The 24,458-nt window shown below is 45.3% G+C and carries 23 protein-coding genes and 3 tRNA genes; 11 read left to right on the forward strand and 15 right to left on the reverse strand.

Annotation, left to right across the window (positions count from 1 at the left end; translation table 11 throughout):
* Positions 1-5: 5 nt before the first annotated feature.
* From SPIGRAPES_RS02540 to SPIGRAPES_RS02565, 6 genes are read right to left on the reverse strand one after another with little or no spacing between them, the layout of a single operon-like run.
* Complete coding sequence (locus tag SPIGRAPES_RS02540) at positions 6-1,328, reverse strand: sulfatase family protein (protein WP_014269216.1); 1,323 nt, start codon at positions 1,326-1,328, stop codon at positions 6-8.
* On the reverse strand, positions 1,328-2,167 hold the full coding sequence (locus SPIGRAPES_RS02545) for a carbohydrate ABC transporter permease (protein WP_014269217.1): 840 nt from the start codon (positions 2,165-2,167) through the stop codon (positions 1,328-1,330). The genes SPIGRAPES_RS02540 and SPIGRAPES_RS02545 overlap by 1 nt, the downstream gene beginning before the upstream one ends.
* A 12-nt stretch (positions 2,168-2,179) precedes the next feature.
* Positions 2,180-3,070, reverse strand: coding sequence for a carbohydrate ABC transporter permease (locus tag SPIGRAPES_RS02550; protein ID WP_014269218.1), 891 nt, complete (start codon positions 3,068-3,070; stop codon positions 2,180-2,182).
* Between the two features lie 53 nt (positions 3,071-3,123).
* Positions 3,124-4,419, reverse strand: coding sequence for an ABC transporter substrate-binding protein (locus SPIGRAPES_RS02555; protein ID WP_014269219.1), 1,296 nt, complete (start codon positions 4,417-4,419; stop codon positions 3,124-3,126).
* Positions 4,420-4,435: 16 nt separating this feature from the next.
* Complete coding sequence (locus SPIGRAPES_RS02560) at positions 4,436-5,827, reverse strand: sulfatase family protein (protein WP_014269220.1); 1,392 nt, start codon at positions 5,825-5,827, stop codon at positions 4,436-4,438.
* The gene (locus SPIGRAPES_RS02565; protein ID WP_014269221.1) at positions 5,814-6,506 is read right to left on the reverse strand and encodes a Crp/Fnr family transcriptional regulator; all 693 of its coding nucleotides are present in this window, start codon (positions 6,504-6,506) and stop codon (positions 5,814-5,816) included. Before SPIGRAPES_RS02565 ends, SPIGRAPES_RS02560 begins: the two co-directional genes overlap by 14 nt.
* A gap of 521 nt (positions 6,507-7,027) precedes the next feature.
* Between SPIGRAPES_RS02565 and SPIGRAPES_RS02570 the strand changes: the two genes are divergently transcribed.
* The 6 genes from SPIGRAPES_RS02570 (at position 7,028) to SPIGRAPES_RS02595 (ending at position 13,093) form a co-directional block, all read left to right on the forward strand.
* A complete protein-coding gene (locus SPIGRAPES_RS02570) occupies positions 7,028-8,779 on the forward strand; it encodes a carbon starvation CstA family protein (protein WP_014269222.1) in 1,752 nt (583 codons plus the stop codon).
* Positions 8,780-8,862: 83 nt separating this feature from the next.
* On the forward strand, positions 8,863-9,318 hold the full coding sequence (locus tag SPIGRAPES_RS02575; RefSeq protein WP_014269223.1) for a hypothetical protein: 456 nt from the start codon (positions 8,863-8,865) through the stop codon (positions 9,316-9,318).
* Positions 9,305-9,592: a DUF7990 family protein gene (locus SPIGRAPES_RS02580; RefSeq protein ID WP_014269224.1), complete on the forward strand. Its 288-nt coding sequence runs from the start codon at positions 9,305-9,307 to the stop codon at positions 9,590-9,592. The genes SPIGRAPES_RS02575 and SPIGRAPES_RS02580 overlap by 14 nt, the downstream gene beginning before the upstream one ends.
* Positions 9,592-10,488 (forward strand): ArsA family ATPase, encoded by an 897-nt coding sequence (locus SPIGRAPES_RS02585; protein ID WP_014269225.1) that lies wholly within the window; start codon positions 9,592-9,594, stop codon positions 10,486-10,488. Before SPIGRAPES_RS02580 ends, SPIGRAPES_RS02585 begins: the two co-directional genes overlap by 1 nt.
* Positions 10,489-10,669: 181 nt before the next feature.
* Positions 10,670-11,857 (forward strand): aminopeptidase, encoded by a 1,188-nt coding sequence (locus tag SPIGRAPES_RS02590; RefSeq protein ID WP_014269226.1) that lies wholly within the window; start codon positions 10,670-10,672, stop codon positions 11,855-11,857.
* Between the two features lie 12 nt (positions 11,858-11,869).
* Complete coding sequence (locus tag SPIGRAPES_RS02595) at positions 11,870-13,093, forward strand: aminopeptidase (RefSeq protein ID WP_014269227.1); 1,224 nt, start codon at positions 11,870-11,872, stop codon at positions 13,091-13,093.
* Here SPIGRAPES_RS02595 and SPIGRAPES_RS02600 read toward each other — a convergent pair.
* From SPIGRAPES_RS02600 to SPIGRAPES_RS02630, 7 genes are all read right to left on the reverse strand, one after another.
* Complete coding sequence (locus SPIGRAPES_RS02600) at positions 13,090-13,851, reverse strand: type III pantothenate kinase (RefSeq protein ID WP_014269228.1); 762 nt, start codon at positions 13,849-13,851, stop codon at positions 13,090-13,092. The two genes, SPIGRAPES_RS02595 and SPIGRAPES_RS02600, sit on opposite strands and share 4 nt — an antisense overlap.
* 12 nt (positions 13,852-13,863) lie before the next feature.
* Positions 13,864-15,501, reverse strand: a complete 1,638-nt coding sequence (locus tag SPIGRAPES_RS02605; RefSeq protein WP_014269229.1) for an ABC-F family ATP-binding cassette domain-containing protein — start codon at positions 15,499-15,501, stop codon at positions 13,864-13,866.
* A 72-nt stretch (positions 15,502-15,573) separates the two neighbouring features.
* Positions 15,574-15,645: transfer RNA gene (locus tag SPIGRAPES_RS02610), tRNA-Glu, on the reverse strand.
* A gap of 5 nt (positions 15,646-15,650) precedes the next feature.
* Positions 15,651-15,721: transfer RNA gene (locus tag SPIGRAPES_RS02615), tRNA-Gln, on the reverse strand.
* Positions 15,722-15,791: 70 nt separating this feature from the next.
* On the reverse strand, positions 15,792-16,325 hold the full coding sequence (locus tag SPIGRAPES_RS02620) for an adenine phosphoribosyltransferase (RefSeq protein ID WP_014269230.1): 534 nt from the start codon (positions 16,323-16,325) through the stop codon (positions 15,792-15,794).
* Positions 16,326-16,335: 10 nt separating this feature from the next.
* Positions 16,336-17,355, reverse strand: a complete 1,020-nt coding sequence (gene tsaD / locus SPIGRAPES_RS02625; RefSeq protein ID WP_014269231.1) for a tRNA (adenosine(37)-N6)-threonylcarbamoyltransferase complex transferase subunit TsaD — start codon at positions 17,353-17,355, stop codon at positions 16,336-16,338.
* Positions 17,352-17,630, reverse strand: coding sequence for a hypothetical protein (locus SPIGRAPES_RS02630; RefSeq protein ID WP_155816643.1), 279 nt, complete (start codon positions 17,628-17,630; stop codon positions 17,352-17,354). The genes tsaD and SPIGRAPES_RS02630 overlap by 4 nt, the downstream gene beginning before the upstream one ends.
* Before the next feature lie 104 nt (positions 17,631-17,734).
* Between SPIGRAPES_RS02630 and SPIGRAPES_RS02635 the strand changes: the two genes are divergently transcribed.
* A tRNA-Thr gene (locus SPIGRAPES_RS02635) sits at positions 17,735-17,806 on the forward strand.
* Between the two features lie 110 nt (positions 17,807-17,916).
* On the opposite strand, the gene SPIGRAPES_RS02640 is transcribed toward SPIGRAPES_RS02635, so the two are convergent.
* On the reverse strand, positions 17,917-18,471 hold the full coding sequence (locus tag SPIGRAPES_RS02640; RefSeq protein WP_014269233.1) for an MBL fold metallo-hydrolase: 555 nt from the start codon (positions 18,469-18,471) through the stop codon (positions 17,917-17,919).
* 34 nt (positions 18,472-18,505) lie between these two features.
* Positions 18,506-20,332: a sigma-54-dependent Fis family transcriptional regulator gene (locus SPIGRAPES_RS02645; protein ID WP_014269234.1), complete on the reverse strand. Its 1,827-nt coding sequence runs from the start codon at positions 20,330-20,332 to the stop codon at positions 18,506-18,508.
* A gap of 157 nt (positions 20,333-20,489) precedes the next feature.
* Between SPIGRAPES_RS02645 and SPIGRAPES_RS02650 the strand changes: the two genes are divergently transcribed.
* The 4 genes from SPIGRAPES_RS02650 (at position 20,490) to SPIGRAPES_RS02665 (ending at position 24,458) form a co-directional block, all read left to right on the forward strand.
* Positions 20,490-21,677 carry an enolase C-terminal domain-like protein gene (locus tag SPIGRAPES_RS02650; RefSeq protein ID WP_014269235.1) on the forward strand — a complete coding sequence of 396 codons (1,188 nt, stop codon included), beginning with the start codon at positions 20,490-20,492 and terminating at the stop codon, positions 21,675-21,677.
* Positions 21,677-22,957, forward strand: coding sequence for a nickel pincer cofactor-dependent isomerase, group 22 (locus SPIGRAPES_RS02655; protein WP_014269236.1), 1,281 nt, complete (start codon positions 21,677-21,679; stop codon positions 22,955-22,957). Before SPIGRAPES_RS02650 ends, SPIGRAPES_RS02655 begins: the two co-directional genes overlap by 1 nt.
* Positions 22,958-22,970: 13 nt before the next feature.
* A complete protein-coding gene (locus SPIGRAPES_RS02660) occupies positions 22,971-23,924 on the forward strand; it encodes a tripartite tricarboxylate transporter substrate-binding protein (protein WP_014269237.1) in 954 nt (317 codons plus the stop codon).
* A gap of 72 nt (positions 23,925-23,996) precedes the next feature.
* Positions 23,997-24,458, forward strand: a complete 462-nt coding sequence (locus SPIGRAPES_RS02665; RefSeq protein ID WP_014269238.1) for a tripartite tricarboxylate transporter TctB family protein — start codon at positions 23,997-23,999, stop codon at positions 24,456-24,458.

A 24,458-nucleotide genomic window follows, 5' to 3' on the forward strand; every position in this document is an offset into this window, starting at 1 on the left:
CCCATTCATTTTTTCTTCAGAAAAGCAACGATCAAAGACAGCAGGTCCTGTTCTATTTGCAGATCCATACCTGCAAGATTGTACATTTCGGCAATATCATTGCGCCTATCGAACAACATATACGGTTTTCGTTCCCGATTTACCACCATTTTCCACTCATCGGTAATTACCGCAGTCTCCCCATTGTATTCACTGAAGACAAATCCACGGCGTTCGGAACATACAGATTTCCCTTCCTGTCCATCGGGTACCTGTATACCCACTAAATCCAGAAGGGTTGGCCCCAAATCCAAGAGTTCAACCAAATTATTTGAAACATCCCTTTTTGGGGGCCCTGCTTGCTTAAGGATGAAGGGAATCTTCAAGGAACTATCCAAAAAGTTTTGTTTATAGAGTCGACCCCTGTCGCCAAGCATTTCCCCATGGTCGGAAACAAACACAATGATGGTGTTTTCATACAGACTTTTGGCTTTCAGCAGGCAAAGGATCCGGCCGATTTGTTTATCTATAAGATTTACCTTTGCAAGGTAAGCCCTACGTATTGAGGCTGCATCCTCTTTTGATACTCTTTTATAAGGCAAAGGTTTATCGTAATCCCCCAAAGGCCTAGCCGTATTGGCATTGATAAAATCAGGCAAAGCCTGTTCAACGGCAACATGCTCAAACTTTTTTACATACTCCAAGGGAGCATCCCAAGGATCATGCGGCCCCGGAAAACTTATCATGGAAAAAAACGGTGCATCCCCCGAATAATCTGATAAATAGGAATACCCTTGCTCCCCTACATAGGAATCGAGGTAGAGTGATTGTGGCAATACAGTAGGATTTACATCAGTTTGGTTTTCCCCATAGCGCCGTCGCATATCCTCGTTATAGACATCAATCAAGCCTTGGTCTCTCCACAGCTGCGTAACGTGCGAAAGCAATCTTCCTGCAACCCTAGGACCGGGAACCTCATCGACTACATTGAATCCCAGCGATTGGATATAGGCCTCTGCTTTTCGCATATCGGGAATTGAACCATCATAGGCATAATAATGGGTTTTCCCAAATACACTTGTCTCATACCCATTTTTTCTCAGTGTATTCACCCAATTCGGGGAATTTGATTCTATCTGGTGCGGTGCATTGTTGACAATACCCAGCTGATGGGGATATTTGCCGACAAGCAAAGAGGCCCTTGCCGGAGCACAGATCGGAGAGGTTGTCATACATTCAGTGAATTGACAGCCATCCTCGCAGAGACTGTTTAGATGGGGAGTGGCAAACCCCAAAGCATCAAATCTCATCTGGTCAACCATCAAAAACAGGATATTCGGTTTTTTCATTATTCTTTCACACTTCCGCTTGTCATCCCGGCTATGTAGTATTTCTGCAGTAATAGGAACAAGATCAATACTGGTACCGTAGAGACAAGAGAAGAGGCAAATACCAATTCCCATGCAATACTCTGGTCAGTAAACAAATTTGCGATTGCCACACCAAGAACCTGCCAATCGGGTCTTCGCAAAATTATGAGCGGCCATACATAGCTATCCCAGGCAAAGAAGAATTTAATCAAACCACCGCTTATCAAGGCTGGTACGATATTCGGAAGCATAACCAAATAAAAAATCTTGTAATGGGGGCATCCGTCTATGACTGCAGCATTATGCAAATCAGAGGGTATCTGGGAAAAATGATTCGTAAACAACATAATCTGGAAGGCATCTACCAGCCAGGGTAACCACAAGGCAGTAAACGTATCGCCCAAACCAAGATTCTGGACAACCAGAAAGGTAGGAATCATCCGTGCCTCAAAGGGAACCATCATAGTAAAGATAACGATGGCATATAAAGCTTTCGCCCCCTTAAAAGTAAAACGGGCGAAAATGTAAGACATGGAAGAGCAGACAAAAAGCGACCCCAGTACGGTGACAGCTGAAAGGAGCAAGGAATTATATACATTCCGTAAAAAGTCCATTTCAACCAGCGTCCTGAAATTTTCCAGAGTGGGATCAAGGGGTATGAAGGTTTTCCAAGATACAGGAAAGATATAGGCAAACATTTCACTGCGTGCCTTAAACGCAGAGCCAATCATCCATAGATAGGGCAAAAGGAATAGGAGACATAACAGGGACAACCCAATTCCCAGAAATGCATTCTTTACAGTTCTATTCGTTTTCATCTCTGTACTCCCCTAGCCCTTTTTCTTTGTTTTCTGTTGGATAATACTTATTGCAATCAAAATTGCGGCAAGTATTATGGAAAGGGCAGAAGCATACCCGATCTGGTTATACGTGAACGCATTTTCATAAATATGCATGACAACGACATTGGTCGAACCTGCAGGTCCCCCATTGGTAGTCAACAGTACAGGTCCGAATACCTGGAAGGAACGAATGGTTGTAGTCAGGAAAATAAAAGCAATGGTACTTCTGATCATAGGAATCGTTACATACCAATGTTTTTGAAAACCCGTCACCCCATCCAGGCTGGCCGCTTCATAGATAGAGGCTGGAACACTGAGCAGGCCAGCAAGGAAAAACAACATGGTCAATCCGACATTCTTCCAGATGGTAATTGCAGCAATAGTCCATAAAGCCTGATTCGCATCGGTCAAGAAACTTTGGGCAGGGATTCGAACCATTGCAAGCAAAGCATTTACCAGACCATTGGAAGGATGGAACATCAATCCAAGGATTGCAGTAGCTACTACCATCGAGGTAATGACAGGAACCAAAATAACCGTCCTTAGAAAGGATGTATATCGTGTCTTATTAACAATCAAAAGACTCAGGAGGAAGCCAAAAAACATTTGCATGGGGACTCTCATGAGAAAATATTTGCAGGTAATCCAAAGTGAGGATAAGAATTCAACATCAGCAAACGCCCTTTTAAAATTTTTCATTCCCACGAATGTACGGGTATTGTTCATAAGATTGATTTTAAAGAAGCTGTAATCAAAAGCAGTGAAAATTGGCAACAATTGAAACAACACCATCAATACCAATCCAGGAACAAGAAATAATACAATGGCAAGTACGATATCTTTATCTTTCCTAAATGATTTCAGCTCATATTTTTCCATAAGAGTCCTCTCTTTCCAATCCAGTCAAGGCTACCATGCAAGACCTTCAAGATTTACAGATTCTTCATCTGATTCTCAAAAATTTTGATCTTGTCTTTCACTGTTTTCTCAATATCGGCCCCAGATACGATATCTTCAAACATATCAAATCCAATAATGGCATTGTACAGGGTATATCCTGGTGTTATCGGCCTGGCTTCTCCATACATTTCCAAGTTCTTGAGAAAGAATTGTTGTGCTTCCTTGGCATACAATTCAGGATGTTTTTCAGCAAATCCAATACGGCTTACCAGATCAACCCCAGAGGTCTTGAAATAGGTAACCAGCCCCTCTTCGCTACCAGCAAACTTCACAAAATCCTTTGCCAGGTTAGGAACTTTGGTTTTTGCCGAAACGGAAATTGCAAATCCACCTGTGTGGGTAAGAGGTGTCTTAAAATAGGGGAGAGGCATCAATCCCCACGAAAGGTCCGGAAACTTGGAATTCAACTGGCTTGCAGTTGCCAAAAACGAAATCATGGTAATTGATTGTCCAGTAGCAAAAGCATCCGGAACCTCTGCAAGGGAACATATATTGTCTTTTTGATACAGATCCTGATAGAAGGCATAAGCTTCCATAGCCTCCGGAGTATCTGCATAGCCTGTCAAGGTCATTCCATCCGGAGAAATTGCTTTGTACGTGTTTGAACCTTTTACTCCATTGGAGCGGATGATCGGGGTAATCCAGAAATCCCCGGCCCCAGGATTGGACAGGAAGGTCAAGCCCCAAAGACGCTGGCCGTTCTTTTTCTCTACTGCATCCCTGACAGCAAGGATATTTTCCTTCCATTGAGACCAGGTCCAAGGATTCTCCAACGTTGCAGGCTCAATCCCCGCAAGCGCGAAATACTCCTTGTTATAATACATTGCAGAACAGGATTCCCGGAACGGATAGGCATATAGATGCCCCTCATAGGTTGCTGTTTCGATGACAGACGGAACAAAAAGACCCTGTTGCGAAACGTCAAGGATATCGTCAAGGGGAAGCAAGGAACCGAAATATGCATTGGTTGGGGCATCGGTTACTGCTGACATGATAATATCATCGACCTCATCGCTGGACCACATTACCGTCAGCTGCTCTTTGTATTTTCCGAAAGGAACACTTCTGACTGATATCTGGGTGTCAGGATTTTTTTCCATGTAGGCCTTTGCCAACGCTTCCATTCCCTGGGGGACTCCGGGACTCTGCGGGACAAAGATTTTTAAAACCTTGCTCTCTTCAAGCGGGGCTTTTTCCACTTTTCCATTGGCAAATAGCATCGCGGATGCCATTACGATTAAGATCAACATAGCTACTGGCTTTTTCATCCTCTGACTCCTCATCTTATGCTTTCCACGCCACTATATTGTTGTAGCGTGGTAGATTCTCATAGTTTTGTGTATTGAATTCATCAACCACATAGGCAGCATAGTGTCGTTCGATTAAAATCCTCAAATTTTCTATGACCCCCTGATACCTTTCATCGTTATAGAAAGAAACTGTCTCATCAGGATCCCTATCCAAGTCGAAAAGTAGATTCTGATCTTTATGGGGATACAATACCAGCTTAAGATTTTTCCATTTAGCCATTTTCACAGGACCATACTCACAGAACTGCACATCTCTCCAAGGGCCTCCATACGGTTCCGTGTTGGTTAAAAAGCAAGAATAGCTTTTACCGGGTGAATTCCTTTTCTCTTTTTCGCTTTTCATTTCCTCGATCCCCGCCAAATCGAGAAGCGTATTGAACAAGTCCGTATGGTCTACAAACTCGGTACGGACTTGTTTGGAAAACAAATAGTTTGGAGCATAGAATATCAAGGGAACGCGGATATCTTCCTCAACCATATTGATGGGATAGGTGGCATTGGCTTTGCCAAATAGGCCATGTTGACCGCAATTCAGTCCATGGTCGGCCGTATAAATGATAATGGTGTTTTCCAATATCCCCTGTCTTTCCAATTCATCCAGTACCCTTCCCACAGATTCATCAATCTGCGAAATCCCTGCGTAGTATTGGCAAAGCGCCTCTTTTCTATCTGTTCTGGATGGATACAAAGATTCATTTCTTTGTATTCCAAAAGGATAATTTGCGTGTTTCAAAAAGGTATCGACCCCTTTTCTCCTATAATATTCTACCAGTCTTTCAGGATGGCCTTCAAAAGGGCTATGGGTCGCATAATGACCCGAGACAAGGAAAAAGGATTTGTTTTCGTCTTTCCTGTTTCGAAGATACTCGATAGTATCATCGGTAATATTCTGGCTCATATAGCCACTTCTTTGAACAGGCTCATTCCCTCTGTAATGGATTCTTTCGCCCCTATGGGAAATGGGAAAATCCGGACCAATGGTATAACAGTAATCAAAGCCCTGCTTGCCGATACATTCTTGGCCTAGATGCCATTTGCCTATCAACGCAGTCTCATAACCATTTTCTTGCAATAACTCAGGCATGAGCTTTTCACGTTGCATCCAGTTTTTATCAACGGTATCGGGATCTGAACCGATAAAATCATGAACCCCATGCTGGGAAGATATTCTGCCAGTAAAAAGGCATGCTCTCCCAGGGGAACAAACAGGAGTCGGAGTAAACGCATTCTGCATGACTATCCCCTGCCCTGCCAGATAATCCAGATTTGGTGTTACAATATCGGGATTACCATAACAACCATTCGCCCAAGCGGCATGGTCATCAGTCAGAAATAGTACGATATTCGGTTTTTTATTCCCTTTCATTCTCTAAATATTCCTCCATCAGTTCTATTTGCTGAAAATTAACGGTAATTTTTCCTTTTTCCAGACTGCACAACCCCTCTTTCTCCAAGGAAGCTGTTACCCGATATAGTGTCCTCAGGCTCATTCCTAACTGGAATGCAAGCTCTTCCCTGTTCAGTGGCAACCTTGCCTTTCCGGTGCTAATTACTGACTGTTTGCAATGGAGAACCAGATATTTGACCATGTTTTTCTTTTTACTGAAAACGCCGATAGATCCCACGTCCTTGATTGAGAAGTACATCTGTTTGGCAAAGTACCTGCTCACTGTCTGATAGGCTTTGAAATCAGACTGTATCCAAGTAGCAAAATCCTGCTTTTTAATTCTGATAAACCCGGACTCACACTGGGTAATAACCGTCGATGTAGATTTTTTCTCCTCAGCCAAGAGCTCCAGCAATCCCATGAACCCCGGAGCCTTTTTAACGGCATAGGAATAATTCCGGCCATTGTCATATTCATTCATAACCAGCATTTCCCCGGTCACGAGAATGAATATATAGGGATTATCGATACCTTTCTTAATGATGAGCTTATGGGAAGGCAATTCTAAATATTCCATTCTAGTCAGATAACGATCAGGCAGGTTCTCAAACAACTGCTGCAACCATTCATTGTTTTCAATTACAGTTTGTATCGTCATATCCTTATCCTCAACCTTGGCATTTACTATAGGGTATTCAACAGTACTAAATAATGCCACATGGCAGTTTTTTTAACATTTTTTTAAAATGTTACACCATTGTTTCGAAGCCACTGCACAGGATACTTTTTCCTTTGCTCGATTGCTATTTGTACGCTATTCACTGTATCGGAGATACAATCCTCTATCCTCTTTTTGGCTAGCTGGAAGATTCTTTAGGATTCAGATTGCAAACAGTCTTTCCCAATTCGGTAAAACAAAGTACAGCTTGCCCTGGGTCAGTGATTATTTTTCTTGGATTACCGTTTGAAACAAGTATTTGCAGAAAATCTTTCTTATGGTACCCATTGTTGACAGCAAAGAAAAAATCCTCAAACAACGCGTTCAAGTACAGTTTAATCACAAATAAGCAAGTAATTTACTATACATTATCGACTATTAGTACAAATTAAACTTTGACAACCAAAACCATAGGGTGTTTAATAAAAAATGGTTCGAGTAAAAAATCTAAGGAGGACGCTATGGATGTTGTATTGATTATGGTATTGGCCTTCGGTGGCTATATCATCGCATACAAACTATACGGTGAGTTTATCGGGAAAAAGATTTTTCAAATCTCCAACAAGAACAAAACCCCTGCTGAAGAATTCGAAGATGGTATCGACTACGTACCAACAAAAAAAGGAATCATTTTTGGACACCATTTCACTTCTATTGCCGGAACCGGCCCTATCGTAGGACCAGCAATCGCAGTAATCTGGGGATGGGTTCCAGCCTTGATCTGGGTATTTGTCGGATCAATCGTCATGGGTGCTGTGCATGACTTCTCCTCATTGGTCATGTCCTTAAGAAACCAAGGAAAGTCAATTTCCGAGATTTCGGCCCAATACGTAAGCAAAAGAATCCGGTATGTATTCTTCCTCATCGTATTCATCGAACTGTGGCTTTTCCTCGCTATCCTGGGAATGATCATTGCAGTCATTTTCCATATGTATCCACAGGCCGTATTCCCCGTTTGGATGGAAATCCCTATTGCCATTACCTTGGGCTGGGCAATTTACAAACGCAATGCAAACGTGACAAAGGTTACCACGTTGGCAGTTGTCATTATGTACATAACCGTAATCCTCGGCCACTGGATTCCCCTTGACATGCCAGTGATCGGAAGCATGCCAGCCACAGGGACCTGGACTATCATTTTGTTCATATATGCCTTTATCGCTTCCACCCTTCCAGTCACAACCTTGTTGCAACCCAGAGATTATATCAATGCCTGGGAACTGTTTGTTGCAATGACCGTGCTTATTCTTGGCATCGTCGTAGCATCGTTCAGCGGATTGCATTTTGTAGCCCCTAGCGTACAGGCAATGCCTGAGGGAGCTCCTTCTCTTTGGCCCTTCCTGTTCATTACAATCGCCTGTGGAGCCATTTCCGGTTTCCATGCGGTAGTAGCCTCGGGAACCACAGCCAAGCAGGTTGCCAAAGAAGAGGATGCCAAGTTTGTAGGATACGGTTCCATGTTGATGGAAGGTGCCCTTTCGGTTTTGGTTATCATAGCAACAACTGCCGGCATCGGGCTCGCGGCCCGCGGCGATACCTCTGCTATTACAGGTATTGCAAAATGGACTGAGCACTATGCTTCATGGAGTTCGGCTGCAGGATTGGGAGCTAAAGTCGGGGCCTTTGTCGAAGGGTCTGCCAATATGATCAGTTATATCGGGATTCCCAAATCCCTGGGTCTAATCATCATGGGCGTCTTTGTTGCATCCTTTGCAGGGACATCGCTCGATACAACAGCCCGTCTCCAGCGCTATGTCATCCAGGAATTGCTTGGGGCAAACCGTGTTGGTGCCTCCGAGAAAAACAATTTCTTCACGAATAAATATGGTGCTACGATCCTTGCTCTTCTCGCAGCAGGTCTGTTGGCATTCTCAACAGGTGTTGACGGCACCGGGGCTTTGGCTCTCTGGCCGCTATTCGGAGCAAACAACCAGGCTCTGGCAGCCCTTGCCCTGTTTACTGCATCAGTCTACTTGAGACAGACTAGTGGAAAGAAATACCTTGTAACTTTTATTCCTGCATGCTTTATGGTGTTCATGACAACCTGGGCCCTTATCAGCAACGAAATTACCTATTTCGGCACAGGCAAGGTTCTACTGGGTACCATAAACCTCATCATTTTACTAATTGTTGCCTATGTTACTATTGAAAGCCTCATGGCAATGTTCAAAAAGACTGCAAAAGTGGTTCTAAAACCAGTAAAGGTATCATAATTCTTACTCAAAAAGAGTGTACAGGGCAGCCAATTCTGGCTGTCCTGTTATCAAATGTTTTCTACAATAGGCGGTATTTCAGTATGGATATGAGTGAATTTTTCAGAATTCGAAGACAGGCCTACCTCATGATTGCTTTGACCATTGCCGGGTTACTCCTTGTTTTTTTGCTCCACAGGTTTTTCCCTGATGCGAGCTTCGCCAGGGAAGCAAACAGGGTCAATTCAGTTATCGCCCTTTTGGCAACCACACTTTTTGCCATCGGGTTTCCCATACTCCTTCGGACCGGGTATTTCCAGAAGGGGGCGAAAAGCGGAGGATTGCACGTCTCCGATTTTTCACGCATGAAGCATTTGGTCGGTTATTCTGTCGGAATCGGTGAGATATGCATGCTTTTTGCGTATTATGTGCCAATCTACACGTATCATCTGTATTTGACGGTCCTTGTAGGAATCTATGGCATCTATTCCATTTTCCCTTCAAAGGATACATATAAAAAAGAATTGCGAAGCTTTGGAGTACTTGATGACAATGCTTAGGCGACTTTACAAGGCGATAGGTGAATTCTTTTCAGGCATTCACATCGCCGCAATGTACAAGGCAACTGCACAAATAGAATATGAGATCAGGGAGATGGAAAATTCCTTTACCCTGATGCTGTTCGGAAATTTCATAGGGTTGCCCTCCCCCCCGATGCCTTTGGCACTCGATCTTCTGCCAGTCATGGCTGATGATTTGGATCGGATGTTGCTGCGGTCTTCCCAGACAGGAAACGGACTCAGCGAACTGGCAAGTATCATGGGAGAACCCTAATGGCACAGATACATATCTATATCGGAAAAGGCGGAGTCGGCAAGTCGACCAGTTCTTCGTTGGAAGCCCTTCGTTTTGCGAACGATACAGACAAAAAAGTCTTGCTGGTCTCTATGGACCCGGCCCACAACCTGCATGATCTTTTCAATACAAAACTCGGGGAAAAACAGACGAAAGTTTCTCCCAACCTTTCTCTCAGCGAGTTCGACCTGGACAAGAAAAGCCGAGAGTATATGGCATCTATCCAGAAAGAACTGAAAGGCCTGTACCACTATCAGCAGGCTCTCAATATTGATAAGTATTTCAACATCTTGAAATTTGCCCCAGGCATGGAAGAATATGCGTCCCTGTTGGTTCTTGAGCAATGTTTTGACGAGAAACACTATGATGAGGTCCTTATCGATACACCACCGACCGCGCTTACTTTGAAAACCCTCGCTTTGCCAAGTGTAAATCTCCATTGGGTCGATCATTTGATAGAAATGCGTGAAGAAATCGTCCAGAAAAAGAATTGCATAGCAAATATCAGGAAAGAAAACCTAAACACCCTTGGTGAAGACCCAATATTTGGCAGGTTGCTGCGAATGAAAAAACGCTATGCCAAGCTCAAGGAACAGCTGCAAGACAAAAAGATCACAGAGATTTGTCTGGTACTCAATGAAGATGAACTGAGTTTTTCCGAGAGCCTTATGATCCAGGAACAACTGAAATCACTTTCCATCGGTATCAGCAAGATAATTGTCAATAAAGGTTCAGTAGCGTCACAGCAGACTGAGATAATTGCAAACTCATTTCCACAGGCTTCCCTTGAACTGATCCCTTTAGGGGAAAAACCAATTCAGGGACTGGAAAACCTCCATTCCTTTTCAAAAGAAATCACGATGTTCAGACAATAATGATTTTTGCTCCCAGCCAGTGGATCGTGCTCCCAAGAAGGTTTTTTCCTCTTCCCTTTGGAAAAGGAAAAGCCTTTCTTCATTCCTGTACCGGTTGTTTCCATATTGTTTTTTATCCAAGTATCTGTGAACATGATGCCACATAGTACATTATTTGCTATACTAGGCTTTCGGAGGATCGATGGAAGAAATACTGAGGCGGTACGCCCGTCTGATAATAAAGACTCAATTGAAACTGGAGAGAGGCGACCAGCTCTCCATCAATACAGAAGGTAGCTACATGGACTTTGCCAGACTGTTGGCAAAGATTGCATGCGAAGCCACCTTGCAGACCGTGAATATTGTGGAAACCAACCATGGGAAGGTTGTGCAGGTCATCCAGATGGACCCCATCGAACCGGAAATCTTCAGGCCGGAGGTAAAAGGGTTCGTCATGTGCCATATTTTCAGTCTTGACGAAACGCCCTTCCAGCATGACGGAAAACCGAAGGCACTCGCCAATGAGGTAGCCTTGCTCGGTTCCTTCGGCTTGCTGAGCGAACCGGTGTTCCTCGACCGCCGCATTGCAGTTCCCTGGGCAAATATCCCACTCCCGGGACCAAACTGGGCCTCACAGCTTCTCGATGCAGAGGTAACGAACCTCGAAATGTGGAATTTGTTTGCCATGATATTCCGCCTTGAGGACGACAATGCTTCAAGCTTCTGGGAAAGCCAGGCTAACCTATTGCATTTCCGCAAGCAGAAACTGAACAAATTGGGTCCTGTAGAACTTAATCTGACAGGATCGGGATGGTCGCTCAAGACAACTAAAGCACCTAACACCCTCTGGGCAGGTGGAATGAACACAGTTTCCTCGGGAAGGAAGTTTATTCCTGCCCTACCTATGCAAAACGTCTTTGCTTCCCTCGATTGCACGCTTTCAAATGGAACCATTGCGAGTTCCCGGTCGTTTTTACTCTTTGGCCAGACGGTAGAGGATGCCACCTTTACCATTGAGGGAGGAAAGGTAACCTCCTTTTCAGCAACCAAGGGCAAAGAAGCCCTCGAAGCCTTCTTTGCCATAGACGAAGGGGCAAGACAGGTAGCCGAGATTTCCCTCGCTGACAACGATACCCTGGAAAGCCATTACCTTGAAAAAGGGGTGCATGTACACTTCAACAGGGCAATGACCAGCAACATCGCATTCGGAGGGTTTACGCTTGCTTCTTTGACCGACCAGGACTCAGACGAAGCTATCGATGACTCTCACCTCTCACGTTCTTTGGTACGGCTTGAAATCCCTGTAGGCAGCAACAGTCTCTCGGTAACAGCCTTAAACGGTGAAGGTGACATGACTACCTTGATGGAAGAAGGTGTATTCATAGACTAGGAGTTGACAGTAATGGATCAAAAACTCATTGAATCGTATGCAGACCTTGTCGTAAGACGAGGTATCAATCTGCAGAAAAACAAAAGCGTCGCAATTCTCAGCGGTCCTGGCACGTATTATTTTGCCAGGGCCCTGGCTAAGGCTGCCTATCGTGCCGGAGCCTTGCATACTCAGATTTTTCTCGATGACCTGGATATACTCTCAGAGAGACTTAAATACCAGGATACCGATCAGCTGAGAGAAAACCCTGCTTTTTTGAAAAGCTTCGACTATGAGATGTGTGCTGAAAACTGGGGATATATTCGCATTGACAGCACTGAAGACAGGCTGGACCATGCGCCCTTGGACAGGGAAAAAAACCAGATACTGGGAACTGCTAAACGCCAGTTCTCCTCGACCAGGTTCGACAAACTCATGCGGCACCAGTTGCCTTGGTGTGTCTGCTGTGCCCCAGGGCCACGCTGGGCTAAGCAGGTGCTCGGTGACGAGGCTACAGAGGATGATATGATGGAAGTCCTCAAACCGATTCTCCTACTCGACCAGGGTGATCCTATAGCGGCCTGGGATGAACATGACCGGAAAATCAAAGAACGGCAGCAAAAGCTCAACAGCCTTCATATTGACAGCCTGCACTTTAAAAGCCCAGTTACAGATTTTACCATTGGCTTCGATTCCCACTCACGCTTTATCGGCGGGTCGGAAAACCTTCCCGATTCCAGGGTCTTTTTCCCCAATATCCCGAGCGAGGAACTGTTTACAACACCCCATATGCTCAGAGCCGACGGATATATCACCACCACCCGCCCTGTGTCAGTACTCAATGCAAGAACCGAGGAGATCCGTCTGGAATTCAAGGATGGCAAGGTTGTGGATTATTCTGCCAAAGTCGGAAAAGACGTGATGGATGCATTCTTCTCCATTGATGAAGGAACCAGACGCATCGGCGAATGTGCCTTAGTTGATGAAACGAATCCCATCGCAAAAAGCAAATTGGTTTTTGATTCTATCCTGCTTGATGAGAATGCTTCCTGCCACATTGCACTGGGAGATGCCTATCCTTCGTGCTTGACCAACGGGGAAACCCTTACCACGAAAGAGGATCTGCATAAAAATGGTTGCAATACCTCTTTGATGCATGTTGATTTCATGGTTGGTTCGAAACAGATGCAGATTACTGCCAAGACAAGGGAAGGCGAAGAGGTCGAGCTGATGAGAAACGGAGTGCTCGTCTTCTAGTTGAGGTCGGAGATTAGCTTCAGCCCATCGAGCGTATGCATCGGGGAGACCTGATTGAGACGCGAGATGAGCGGGGCTATGGTCCGGCTCAAGCCTCCGGTAGCGATTACATACACTTCTCTCTCAAGTTCCTGCTCGGTTTTCTCGATGATCGAGGTAACCATCCCTGCATACCCGAACATGATCCCGCTCCTGATAGAGTCTTGGCTATTGCGGCCTATCACGGAAGAAGGGACTTTCAATTCAACCTGGGGAAGCTGGGCAGTATTGCCAAACAAGGCATTTACCGCTGTTACAAGCCCAGGTGCAATGGATGCACCCAAAACAGTACCATCCTGGTCTACCGTACTGAAGGTCAAAGCTGTACCGAAGTCGATTACGACTACAGCGCTTTCAGGATGCATGAAATGAGCTTGAGCCAAATTACAGATTAAGTCAGAGCCGAGTTCCTGGGGAATGGAATCATTTTTCAAACCGGTATTGACGAATCGATCGACCATCAAGGGCTGAACGTCAAACAGACGTACGACATTTTTCTGAATGGAACGGGTGAGGTTCGGTACGACCGAGCTGATTACAGCCCGGTCAATATCGTCAGTATGCAACCCTGCATGGGAGATGAGGCTATCGAGCACAACGAAATATTCGTCGGTAGTCTTCCGCTGGTCGCTATAGATACGAAAGGAATGGACCCAGTCTTTTCCGTCATGGACGGCAATTACTATATTCGTGTTCCCGATATCTACAGCAAAGAGCATAGACTTCCCTCCTTACAGGGCTACCGTGTGGCTAGCCGTTGCATATTTCTCATCACGCAGAGCCTTGATAGTAGCGTCATTGAAATAATCCTCGAAGGAAATCATCCTGTCGATTGTACCGCCGGGTGTAAACTCGACAATCCTATTTGCAATGGTGTCTACAAACTGATGGTCATGGCTATTGAAAAGGATTACTCCGGTAAATTCGATAAGGCCGTCATTGAGGGCACTGATAGATTCCAGGTCCAGATGGCTGGTCGGTTCATCAAAGATCAGGCAGTTGGCCTGCTGGAGCATCATGCGGGCTAGTACACAACGTACTTTCTCGCCTCCGCTGAGAACCGTACAATCTTTGAGGGCTTCATCACCTGAGAAGAGCAACCGGCCAAGGAAGGAACGCACATAGGTGTCATCCTTGTCTACGCTATAGGTGCGCAGCCAATCGGTAATGGAAAGATGTTCGGTAAAGAGGCTTGCATTGTTCTTGGGGAAGTAGGACAGGCTTGTAGTGACCCCCCAGGTGAATGTCCCTTCATCCGGTTCCATATTCCCACAGAGTATTTCGAACAGGACAGTCTTTGCAAAATGGTCGGGACCTACAAAAGCTATTTTGTCCCCCGCATTTACGACTAAGTCGAAGTTATCGAGGACTTTCACCCCTTCGACCGTCTTGCTCAGGCCACGGACTTCCAGAATATTCCTTCCGACATCCCGAAGGGGCTTGAAGGCAATATAAGGGAAACGGCGTGAGGAGGGCTTGATATCGTCGATGGTAAGCTTGTCGATCAATTTCTTACGGCTGGTAGCCTGCTTGGCCTTTGCTACATTGGAGGAGAATCTCTGGATGAATTCCTTCAACTCGGAAATTTTCTCTTCCCTTCTCTTCTTGTCATCCTTCATTTGCTTTGCTGCAAGCTGGCTGGAAAGGTACCAGAAATCATAGTTACCTACATACAGCTGGATTTTTCCAAAGTCAATGTCAGCGACATGGGTACAGACGCTGTTGAGGAAGTGACGGTCATGGCTGACTACGATAACGGTATTGTCGAAATTGGCAAGGAATTCTTCAAGCCAATGGATGGACTCAAGGTCAAGGTGGTTGGTAGGTTCGTCAAGCAACAGGATATCGGGGTTCCCGAAAAGAGCCTGGGCCAACAGTACACGGACCTTGACATTGTCTTCAACCTCAGTCATTTTCTTGCCCTGGAGGTCAGTTGAGATTCCTAGGCCATCAAGCATCTGGGCTGCCTGGGCTTCTGCTTCCCAGCCGCCCATATCGGCAAAATCACCTTCCAGCTCAGCGGCACGAAGGCCATCTGCTTCAGTAAAGTCTTCTTTGGCATAGACTTCATCCCGTTCCTTCATCACGGCATAGAGTTCTTCATACCCCATGATAACGGTTTCCAAAACGGAATAATTGTTGAAAGCAAAGTGATCCTGTCTCAATACGGCCATACGTTGACCGGTAGAGATGATTACCTCACCAGTATCAGGTTCAATCTCTCCTGACAGGATTTTCAGGAAAGTTGATTTTCCAGCACCGTTGGCACCGATAATGCCATAGCAGTTGCCCGGTGTAAATTTTATATTTACTTCTTTGAACAGAACCTGGGTTCCGTAAGAAAGTCCAATGTTCGATGCAGTAATCATAGCTTCATTATCCTCATACGTCAGTATAGCCAAAAAAAAGAGCAACCTTCAAGGTTGCCCCACAAAAACCCTTAGTTCCTAGGGGAATCGAACCCCTATTTAGAGACTGAGAATCTCCTGTCCTAACCATTAGACGAAGGAACCGAAAACTGGGATGGAGGGATTCGAACCCCCAAAGGCAGAACCAGAATCTGCAGTGTTACCATTACACTACATCCCATCAAGAAATCCTGTCGAAGAATACGGAAATGCAGGATTTTTGTCAAGTAGCCACGGAAATGTTCTTATATTTATTCTCCGTTATACTCAAGAAGCACATCAACGGGGTAGCCTTCCAGAACCTGGGCGTAATCAAGGAACGGAAGTCCGATAACGCCAAGGAACCCGACCACATTCGCCCCATGTTCCTCAAAAAGAGATGCAGCGGCTTTCAAGGTTCCCCCCGTAGCAATGAGATCATCGACGAGCAACACATTTGTTCCTGCGACGACATCAACTTCATGGACGCATACCGTATCACAGCCATACTCAAGCTCAAAGCTTTTTTCGTAGGCCTTCCCGGGAAGTTTTCCCAATTTCCTGACCAAGGCCAAGGGTACACCCAGGCGTTCTGCCAAAGGGGCTGCAAAAATAAAGCCCCGGGCCTCAATACCGGCAATGGCATCGATGGATCGGTCCTTGCACATTTCTTCCAAACGGTCGATACAATACCTGAATGCATCGGGAACCGCCAAAATACCCGTAATATCGTAAAAGAGTACTCCCGGTTTCGGAAAATCGGGAACTTTTCGAATTACGCTGTCCAAATCATAGTGTGTGTCCATAAGCCTCTCATCAGGGGTAGTTTTTCTTAAATGCACTTACACGGGCACTTGCAGTCTCGTCGAAACCGGAACGAACGCCATCGCTCAGATAGCGGTACGCAAGTCCAGCAATCATTGCCCCATTGTCGGTACATAATTTCAAAGAGGGGAATGATACTTCAAATCCACCCTTCTCCATATTTTTCAATTCACTGCGGAGCAGGCTGTTTGCCGCAACCCCGCCACCTGCGCTGATACGGACCAGTTTGGTATCATCAAGGGCAAGCCGGACACGTTTGAGGAGCATGCCGACCGCAGTACGCTGGAAGGATGCTGAAATATTTTCCGGGCTCTTTTCACTTTCGCCATCCCAAAACTTGTCAAGCTGGTTAATAACGGCGGTTTTCAAACCGCTATAGGAAATATCATAGGGATGGTCACCTTTATTCAGGCCCGCTCCCGGAAAGAGAAAGGCATTGGGATTACCGTTCTTTGAGAGACGATCTATTACCACCCCCCCCGGGTATCCCAGTCCATAGTGCTTTGCCACTTTATCGAAGGCCTCGCCTATAGCATCATCTATGGTCGTCCCCAGCACTTCAATCTGGTCATACCCTTCCACACGGCATATTACCGTATGGCCACCTGATACCAGAACGCCAAGATAGGGATATTCCAAGGGATGCTCAATCTGGGAGGCATAGAGATGCGCCCTTATATGGTCGATGGTAATAAAAGGGACATTGAGCGTCGCTGCAAAACCTTTTGCAAAATTCAGGCCTACCAACAGGGAACCCAGCAGTCCAGGACGATTTGTCACCGCAACTGCATCGATATCATCATTGGTAAGACCTGCCTTTGCTATAGCTGACTGCACAACCTGAGCAATCCATTCGGTATGCAAACGGGAAGCAAGCTCAGGGACAACCCCTTCATAGGGTTTGTGCAATTCAATCTGTGTAGCGATTACATTGCTGAGAATCTCTCGTCCATCGCGCACGACCGCAGCAGAACATTCATCACAGGAAGTCTCGATTCCCAATACGTTCATACATCCTCATCCTCTTCAAAGTCATCGAAATCATCATCGTCGAAAAATTCATACGAAGACAATTCCATCGGGAACGTATCCTCCGATACCAGTTCAGCTATATCACTCAGTTCAAGGCCATGCTCAAGAGCTCCCGGAAACATATCAAGAAGAAACTGTGCAACGTCTGGCTGCCAGCTCTTCCCAACCCTTGTGGGTACTTTATTTTTATTGGTATTCAGCAATACTACACATTCCTGTGCCACTGCATGGCTGAACATTCTATTAGTCTTCAAATTGTGTCCTCTTATCAAGCTATAGGTTACTGACAATACCTTTGAAGGTCAAGGTAAGTTTGCTCTTGCAATACAAGGCAAAATACTGTAAATTACCGTTGTTCGCCAAAATAGCTCAGCGGTAGAGCAGCTCACTCGTAATGAGCAGGTCAAGGGTTCAATTCCCTTTTTTGGCTTTTATCTATAATAGACGGTAACCATGTTTTATGCAGGTTACCGTTTTTTATTGCTTGCTCGTAAGCTAGTTATCTTCAAGATAGTACCTTATCGTCAAAAAGTTAATCCTTTACCGCTTGCGTAAAAGCAAAATCCACGGACCCAGGACGATGATAAGACGGAATGCCTTAAAGCGAAGTATTAACCGTAAGTCCGTTTTTTTTGCAATTGTTCCATACGGTGGTTTTGCAGTGACAAAGTTCCCATCCTCAATAGCCAAGGCATCCCCGGCAAGCAGTATTCTGTTTTCTTCCAGATACAATGATATATGCCCAGGAGTATGCCCAGAGGTGAAGATTGCACGTACTCCCTCGGCAACATCCCCTTCCTTGGTGAGTTCAGTATCAACAGGACAGGGTTCGATCGTTCTCAGATAAGCAGAAAATTTTCCCCCAAATTCCCTGGAAGGTCCGCTGAGTGTTTGGTTAAAGGCATCTGCCTGTACAAGCCGCAAGGTTGGCTTTGTACCATTGCTATACGCCGTCTCTGAGGCACTTGCGATAATCTCTACATGCCCATATCTATGCTTTATTGCTTTCAAGGACCCCCTATGAACATGATCTGGATGGAAAACAATACGTTTTATCACCTCAGAGAAGGTACACCCAATCAATGCCAATTCCATTTAAAAATCTTCTAATTGATACGAAAATCCCGCATCACACAGCTCGCTCTGCCTCGATTTCCTTGAAATACCTCCAGAGCGTGGACCTGCTGCAATTAAGTTGGCGGGCCATGATTGTCATTTTTCCGTTGTAATATGCTTTAAGGGAAAGAAGGTCTTCCTTTGTGTAGAATGTCTCTCCGATGAGATAGGTTTTGTTTGCCTGGGGAATTGGGGGAACAGACTTTGCACCTGGAGCAAAGACCGAGAAATAGGCATCTTCTCCAAGCTCCCTCTCGACCATTTCCTTCGTTATGATTCCCTTGTCACTATTCTTCTGCGCCAGACGCCTCGCAAGTGTTTTCATTTCCTGGATGTTCCCCGGCCAAGGGTATGCTCGAAGGGATCCTGAGAATGAAAGCCCACTCTCTTCGAGAAAATGAGAGAACAACAGCTCGATATCCGTTCCTCGTTCACGGAGAGGAGGGAGTGCAATGATATGTGAGGCCAGCATATAATATAGGTTCTTGCTGAATTGACCACCTATGGTCATTTCCTTGAGATTTGTCTCGGTGGAACAGATGAGTTTGAAACTCACATGCAAGATCTCCCCGCTCTCCAAATAGAGACATCGCTCTGAGCAAATCTGTGCAATGTGCTCCTGCATCTGCGCATCCAACTCTTCGACTTTTGAGATATACAAGCTACCCCCCTGGCATAAGAGGAAATCATCAATCTTGATGGTTTTTCCACTTCGCACAATGAATGAACCTCGTTTGGTGTGTGCCCCATGTATGGCTTTTGCCAAAATAGCCTTGCCTGTTCCATATTCGCCGACAATGAGAACTGGCAATGAATCGGATGCACTCAGTCTAGCTGTCTGAATGGCAAAGCGAAAAGTTTGAGCATGGCCGAGCATATCCTGGAAACCTATTTTCACAGCAACCGGGGGGCTCTCCAATGCAGGGACGACAGACGATTGGGGTTTCAAAGTGACTATGGCTCCATTTCTCTGGGAACCTGTAATCACCGGGGCGAACGTGAGCAGGAGGTTGAGATCCTGGATCTTAGCGGGATGCTGGGTGTACCGCTTCCCTTTATCGAGGGTAAAACTCAGCATACTGTTCTCTTCCTCGGGCAAAAGATCAGACACCCTGAGCCCTGCAGGGTCAGGTTGGCATTGGAGCATCTCTGAAGCAGGTTTATTGCAATATCTGATGATACCGGATCTATCGACAGCAAGTATTCCATCGGAAATATTCTCAAGAATGATACGACTCTCCAAGTTGGCTTTTTTCCTCAATTCCGCAGCTTCCTGTACAGCCAACGCCTCTTGATAGGCTTGTAGTACAGATTCATAGGAGGCTTCAAGGATTACACATGGGATATTCTCGGCAGTGGCAATACTATTCGCGAAGATCCCCCCAATGATGACTTTCACGAGTGCCGCTTTGGCAAGTTTGACTGCGGTACGGATGTCCTGACTGGTTGAACAAGGGTATAAAGAAAGCCGGTATCCAAGTTTCGTGAGAAAAACCTTTGCAGACTCGAGAGCTTTTTCTTCTCCAATATAAGCAAGCTTCCCTGTTTTTATATTCATGAGGGAGGCCGCTTTCTCTACGGCACTATAAATATCCTGGTTCGTAATAGGAATTTCTACGATTGGATAGGGCAATTTTGCTGCTCTTAGCATTTTCGCGGTATTGCCTCTTCCCACGATAACATCAATATCGTCGCTCATTTGCTCTTTTATATATTCAACAGCATTCTCCATAAAAGCGCTTACAATGATAAGGGAATCCTCTGCATGGTATTCTTTTTGGATTTTATAGGCATAACTGGCTATATGTGCACCTGATGCAATAATAAGTATTTTTGACATATTCTGTTTCTCTTTTGTCTCTACTATAAAACATACTCAGTTATTTTGCACATATTTAATACAATTTCCTAAAATATTTTCAATTTTAAAAAATATTCGCGAAAATTTTTTCCATAAGTTATGCTTACATCACCCTATACAAGAGGAGATTTGCATTATGGATCAGGTACCAATCGGATTCCCTGTGGAAGATGAGGAAATCTGCTTTTCCAAAGCCATTTATTACAATTTCAATCCCATTCCTGTAAAGTCTCCATGGAGGGATGCCACCGGTGGTTTTGGTTCATTCATTCCGCTTCAAGGATGGATCCAACTGTTTGACAAAGATGGGTACTGTGGCGAGACCTTTTGTTCCATGGGCATGATCAATAATATTCTTCCTCTCATTCTTACTGGAGAAACAAAGAAGGTAAGCGAGTGGTATCAGTACATCTATTGGAAGCTCCGAAACTTTGGCTTTCAATCAGGCCAAATCGTAGATTTGGGTCAACTCGATCTTCTTATGCTGGATATACTGGCACGAAGGCACAACAAGCCGTTGCACCGCTTCCTTGGCGCTCAAAAAGACTGGTGTTCAATATACAAAGGGGGTGGTTCCCTTCTTTCATCTGACGAGGATCTTGTTGCAGATATGGTTAGGTATGTCGAAGAAGGCAATACTACCATAAAATTTAAAGTGGGAAGCGATTGGGGCCAAAATATGGAGCGTGATGTACGCCGCATGAAATTGGTTCGTGATGCAGTCGGATCTGATATCCGTATTGCAGTTGACGCAAACCAGGTATGGTCCGTCGACGAGGCACTCCGGTTTGCTGACCTTATCAGGCCATATAACCCAGCCTGGTATGAGGAACCTTGTCATGCTCACGACATGAATGCCATCAAGGAGCTGAAAGAGCGAGGCGTAGGATTCAAGCTTGGTTATGGGGAATCCATGAGAAATGCATTCGCTTTTGAAACCTATGCAGAAAAAGGGGTTGACCATCTCATGCCACTTGTTGGACGAATGTGCAAGATGAGCGACCTGCTCACTATCCGTTCGCTGTGCAAGAAGAATGGTCTTATGTTCTCTGCTGGTGGTACAAGCTGGCTCAATGCAGCGTTTGGGGCACTGTTTGATGAAAACGAACCGCTTGAGAATCATGAACCTATGACGCAACCGATGGGAGAAATGCTCAGTGTGAAGTGTGAAGAGAAGAACGGACGGTTCTATCTTCCAGAGATTATCGGAACACCTATCCGCATCAATTTCGAAAAACTTTCTAAAGAGCGAATTCTGGATGGCGTTACCTATTTTTATGCAGAAAGAATGAATGCATCTTTTGCAGTAAGGGCGGCATATTGATGGCTTCGAGTATTTACAATATGCTCGACTCATTCCAAATTCCTCAGGTGTGTGCCCTCGAGGTTTCGTTTGACCGTACGCGATTGGACAATCTCGAGGAAAAACTTACATCGCTTTGGAACCAGAGGCAAATCCCCATCCACCAAGGTGACCGTATTGCAATAACGGCAGGTAGTCGGGGGATTGCAGATTACCAAAGAATTGTGCGTACAACTGTTTCCCTGGTAAAACAGGCAGGGGGAATTCCTTTCATTGTGCCTGCCATGGGAAGCCATGGTGGGGCAACAGCAGAAGGGCAAACAGCACTGCTTGCACATTTGGGGATTACCGAGGAGACAACAGGGGCTCCAATTATTTCCTCCATGGAAGTTGAAGAGATTGGTCGAACAGATTTGGGGCTTCCTGTGTACATTGACAAGAACGCACTTGCAGCCGATGGAATCATTCTGCTCAACCGGGTGAAAACCCATACATCAATCCGTGAAGAGTACCAGAGTGGATTGATGAAGATGATGGCAATTGGGCTGGCAAAACACAAGGGGGCTGTTGCAACTCATGACCTTGGTGTACCACATCTTGGACAGAACATGGTACGGGTGGCGAAGCTCGCCCTTGAAAAGCTCAACATCGTTGCGGGTATCTCTGTGATTGAAAATGGCTATGAAGAGTTGGCGGATATATATGTTTCACGCAAAGAGAAAATCCTTTCAACCGAACCGGAAATCCTCAAGCGGGCCATTGCAATGGTGCCCACAATTCCCGTCCCTGTCATAGATGTCTTGATTATATATGAACAGGGCAAGGATATCAGTGGAACGGGGATGGATCCAGCAGTCATAGGAAGGCCCATAAACCGCGGCCCGCACGAAGGCCCTCAAGTTGAAGCCCTTGGCCTCCTTCGTCTCACTGAGTGTTCAGCAGGGAATGCCAGCGGTTGCGGGATGGCAGACTTCATCACTCATAGATTCAAGAGTGCGATTGACGAAGACGCCACCATTGTGAATTCCCTGACCGGAATGCATCCAGAAATTGCCAGGATCCCAGCTGCAATGCAAAACGATGAAATGGTTTTCAAGGCATGCCTGAAGGCGGCTGGTTTGTTTGCACAAGAGAATCCAAAGTTGGTCATTATCAAAAGTACAAAGGCCTTGGAGAAAATATATGTATCCAGGGCTGCTTTTGAGGCAATACCGGATAAGTCGAACGTAACAATCGTTTCGAACTTTCAAAATGTGGAATTTGACTCAGAGGGAAATCTAGGTTCTCTCTGGGAAAATTAGAGAGGAGAGGAATATGAGAAAAATCCTTGCAATGTTATTGGTAACGGTTCTTGCAATGAGCTTTGTCCTTGCAAATGGCACAACGGAAAATACTGCGACTGCAAAATGGCCTAAAAATGTGGAAATCATCGTCCCTGCTGGGGCTGGTGGTGATACCGACTTCAATGCACGTTTGCTCGCCCAGTATCTCCAGGAAAAAATTGGAAGCAATTTTGTTATTTCCAATGTAAATGGAAATGGTGGTGCAACTGGTACCCGTCAGGTTAAGAATGCAGAACCAGATGGCAGCAGTATCCTTTTCTACCACTCAGCTTTTGTAGTAAACAAGGCAAGTGGTGCTGTTGATTACGGCTTTGATTCCTATGATTTTTCATGTATTGCAGCCATGAATCGTGGCAACATGATTGTTTCACAGTCAAAATACGGCTTCAAGAACATGGCTGACCTGAAGGCTTACACCCAGACTCATCCGAATGAACTCAAGATTGCAGTGCAGACCGGTGCTACTTCCTATGCGGTTGCAATGCAACTGATCGCCGATGGCTTCAAACTCAACACCGTTGATGCAGGTAGTGCTTCCGCACGTCTGGCTGCAATTCTCGGTGGACATGTAGATGTCATCCTTGCTGCTTACGGCTCAGTCAAGGATTACGTAAAGGATGGTACCCTTGATGTAATCGGCAGTGACAGCCCCAACGACCTCGAAGAAGCTGGAGTCATCTCTAACGTAAACCAAGGCGTCAAGGCATCCCTCCCCTTCTACTACTTCTTTGCTTTCCCGAAAGGAACTCCTGCAAACCTCGTTTCCGATTTCACCGCTGCAGTTGGTGATATCGTGAACAACAACAAGGAGTACCAGAAGAAGATATACGACGCTTACTACCAGAAACCAACCTTCATCCCAGGTGCAGAAGGCTTGAAGAAGTATGCTGAAGTTGAAGAAATCCTGAAAACTGTAAAGTTCTAAGTCGTTTTACATAGGAAAAGCCATGTCTTGAAACAGGTATGGCTTTTCCTTGTGCATGGGAAGAGGCTATCCATGAAAAAGAATTTCGAATCAAATCTGATAAATCTAATGATGCTATTTATCGGAATCGCATTGTTCATCTCCGCACAATCCATCAAAGCAGGTGCCACGAATTCTCTTGGTGGGGATTTTGTGCCTAAACTCAGCACGGGCCTTTGGGTAGTAGTTTCAGCATTGCTTTTCGTCACAGGCTTGAAAAACTCAGAGACTGGGTCCAAGCAAATGAATCTGACCGCATTGCTTAAAACGTTTGTGTTATTGATCATCAACATTTCATTATTGAAAACATTAGGCTTCATCATCTGTTCGGTTTTGTATCTTGGCGTTCAGATGTATCTATTCTTACCAAAGGAACTCCACTCCAAGAAAAATTATATCCTTCTTGTGATTCTCGCTGTTGTCGTGCCCATACTCACAGATTTGGTCTTCGTAAATGTATTTTCGCTCATTCTGCCGACAAGCAGATTATTCTGA

Origin of the sequence: Sphaerochaeta pleomorpha str. Grapes, assembly GCF_000236685.1 — a bacterium.
GTDB lineage: Bacteria > Spirochaetota > Spirochaetia > Sphaerochaetales > Sphaerochaetaceae > Sphaerochaeta > Sphaerochaeta pleomorpha.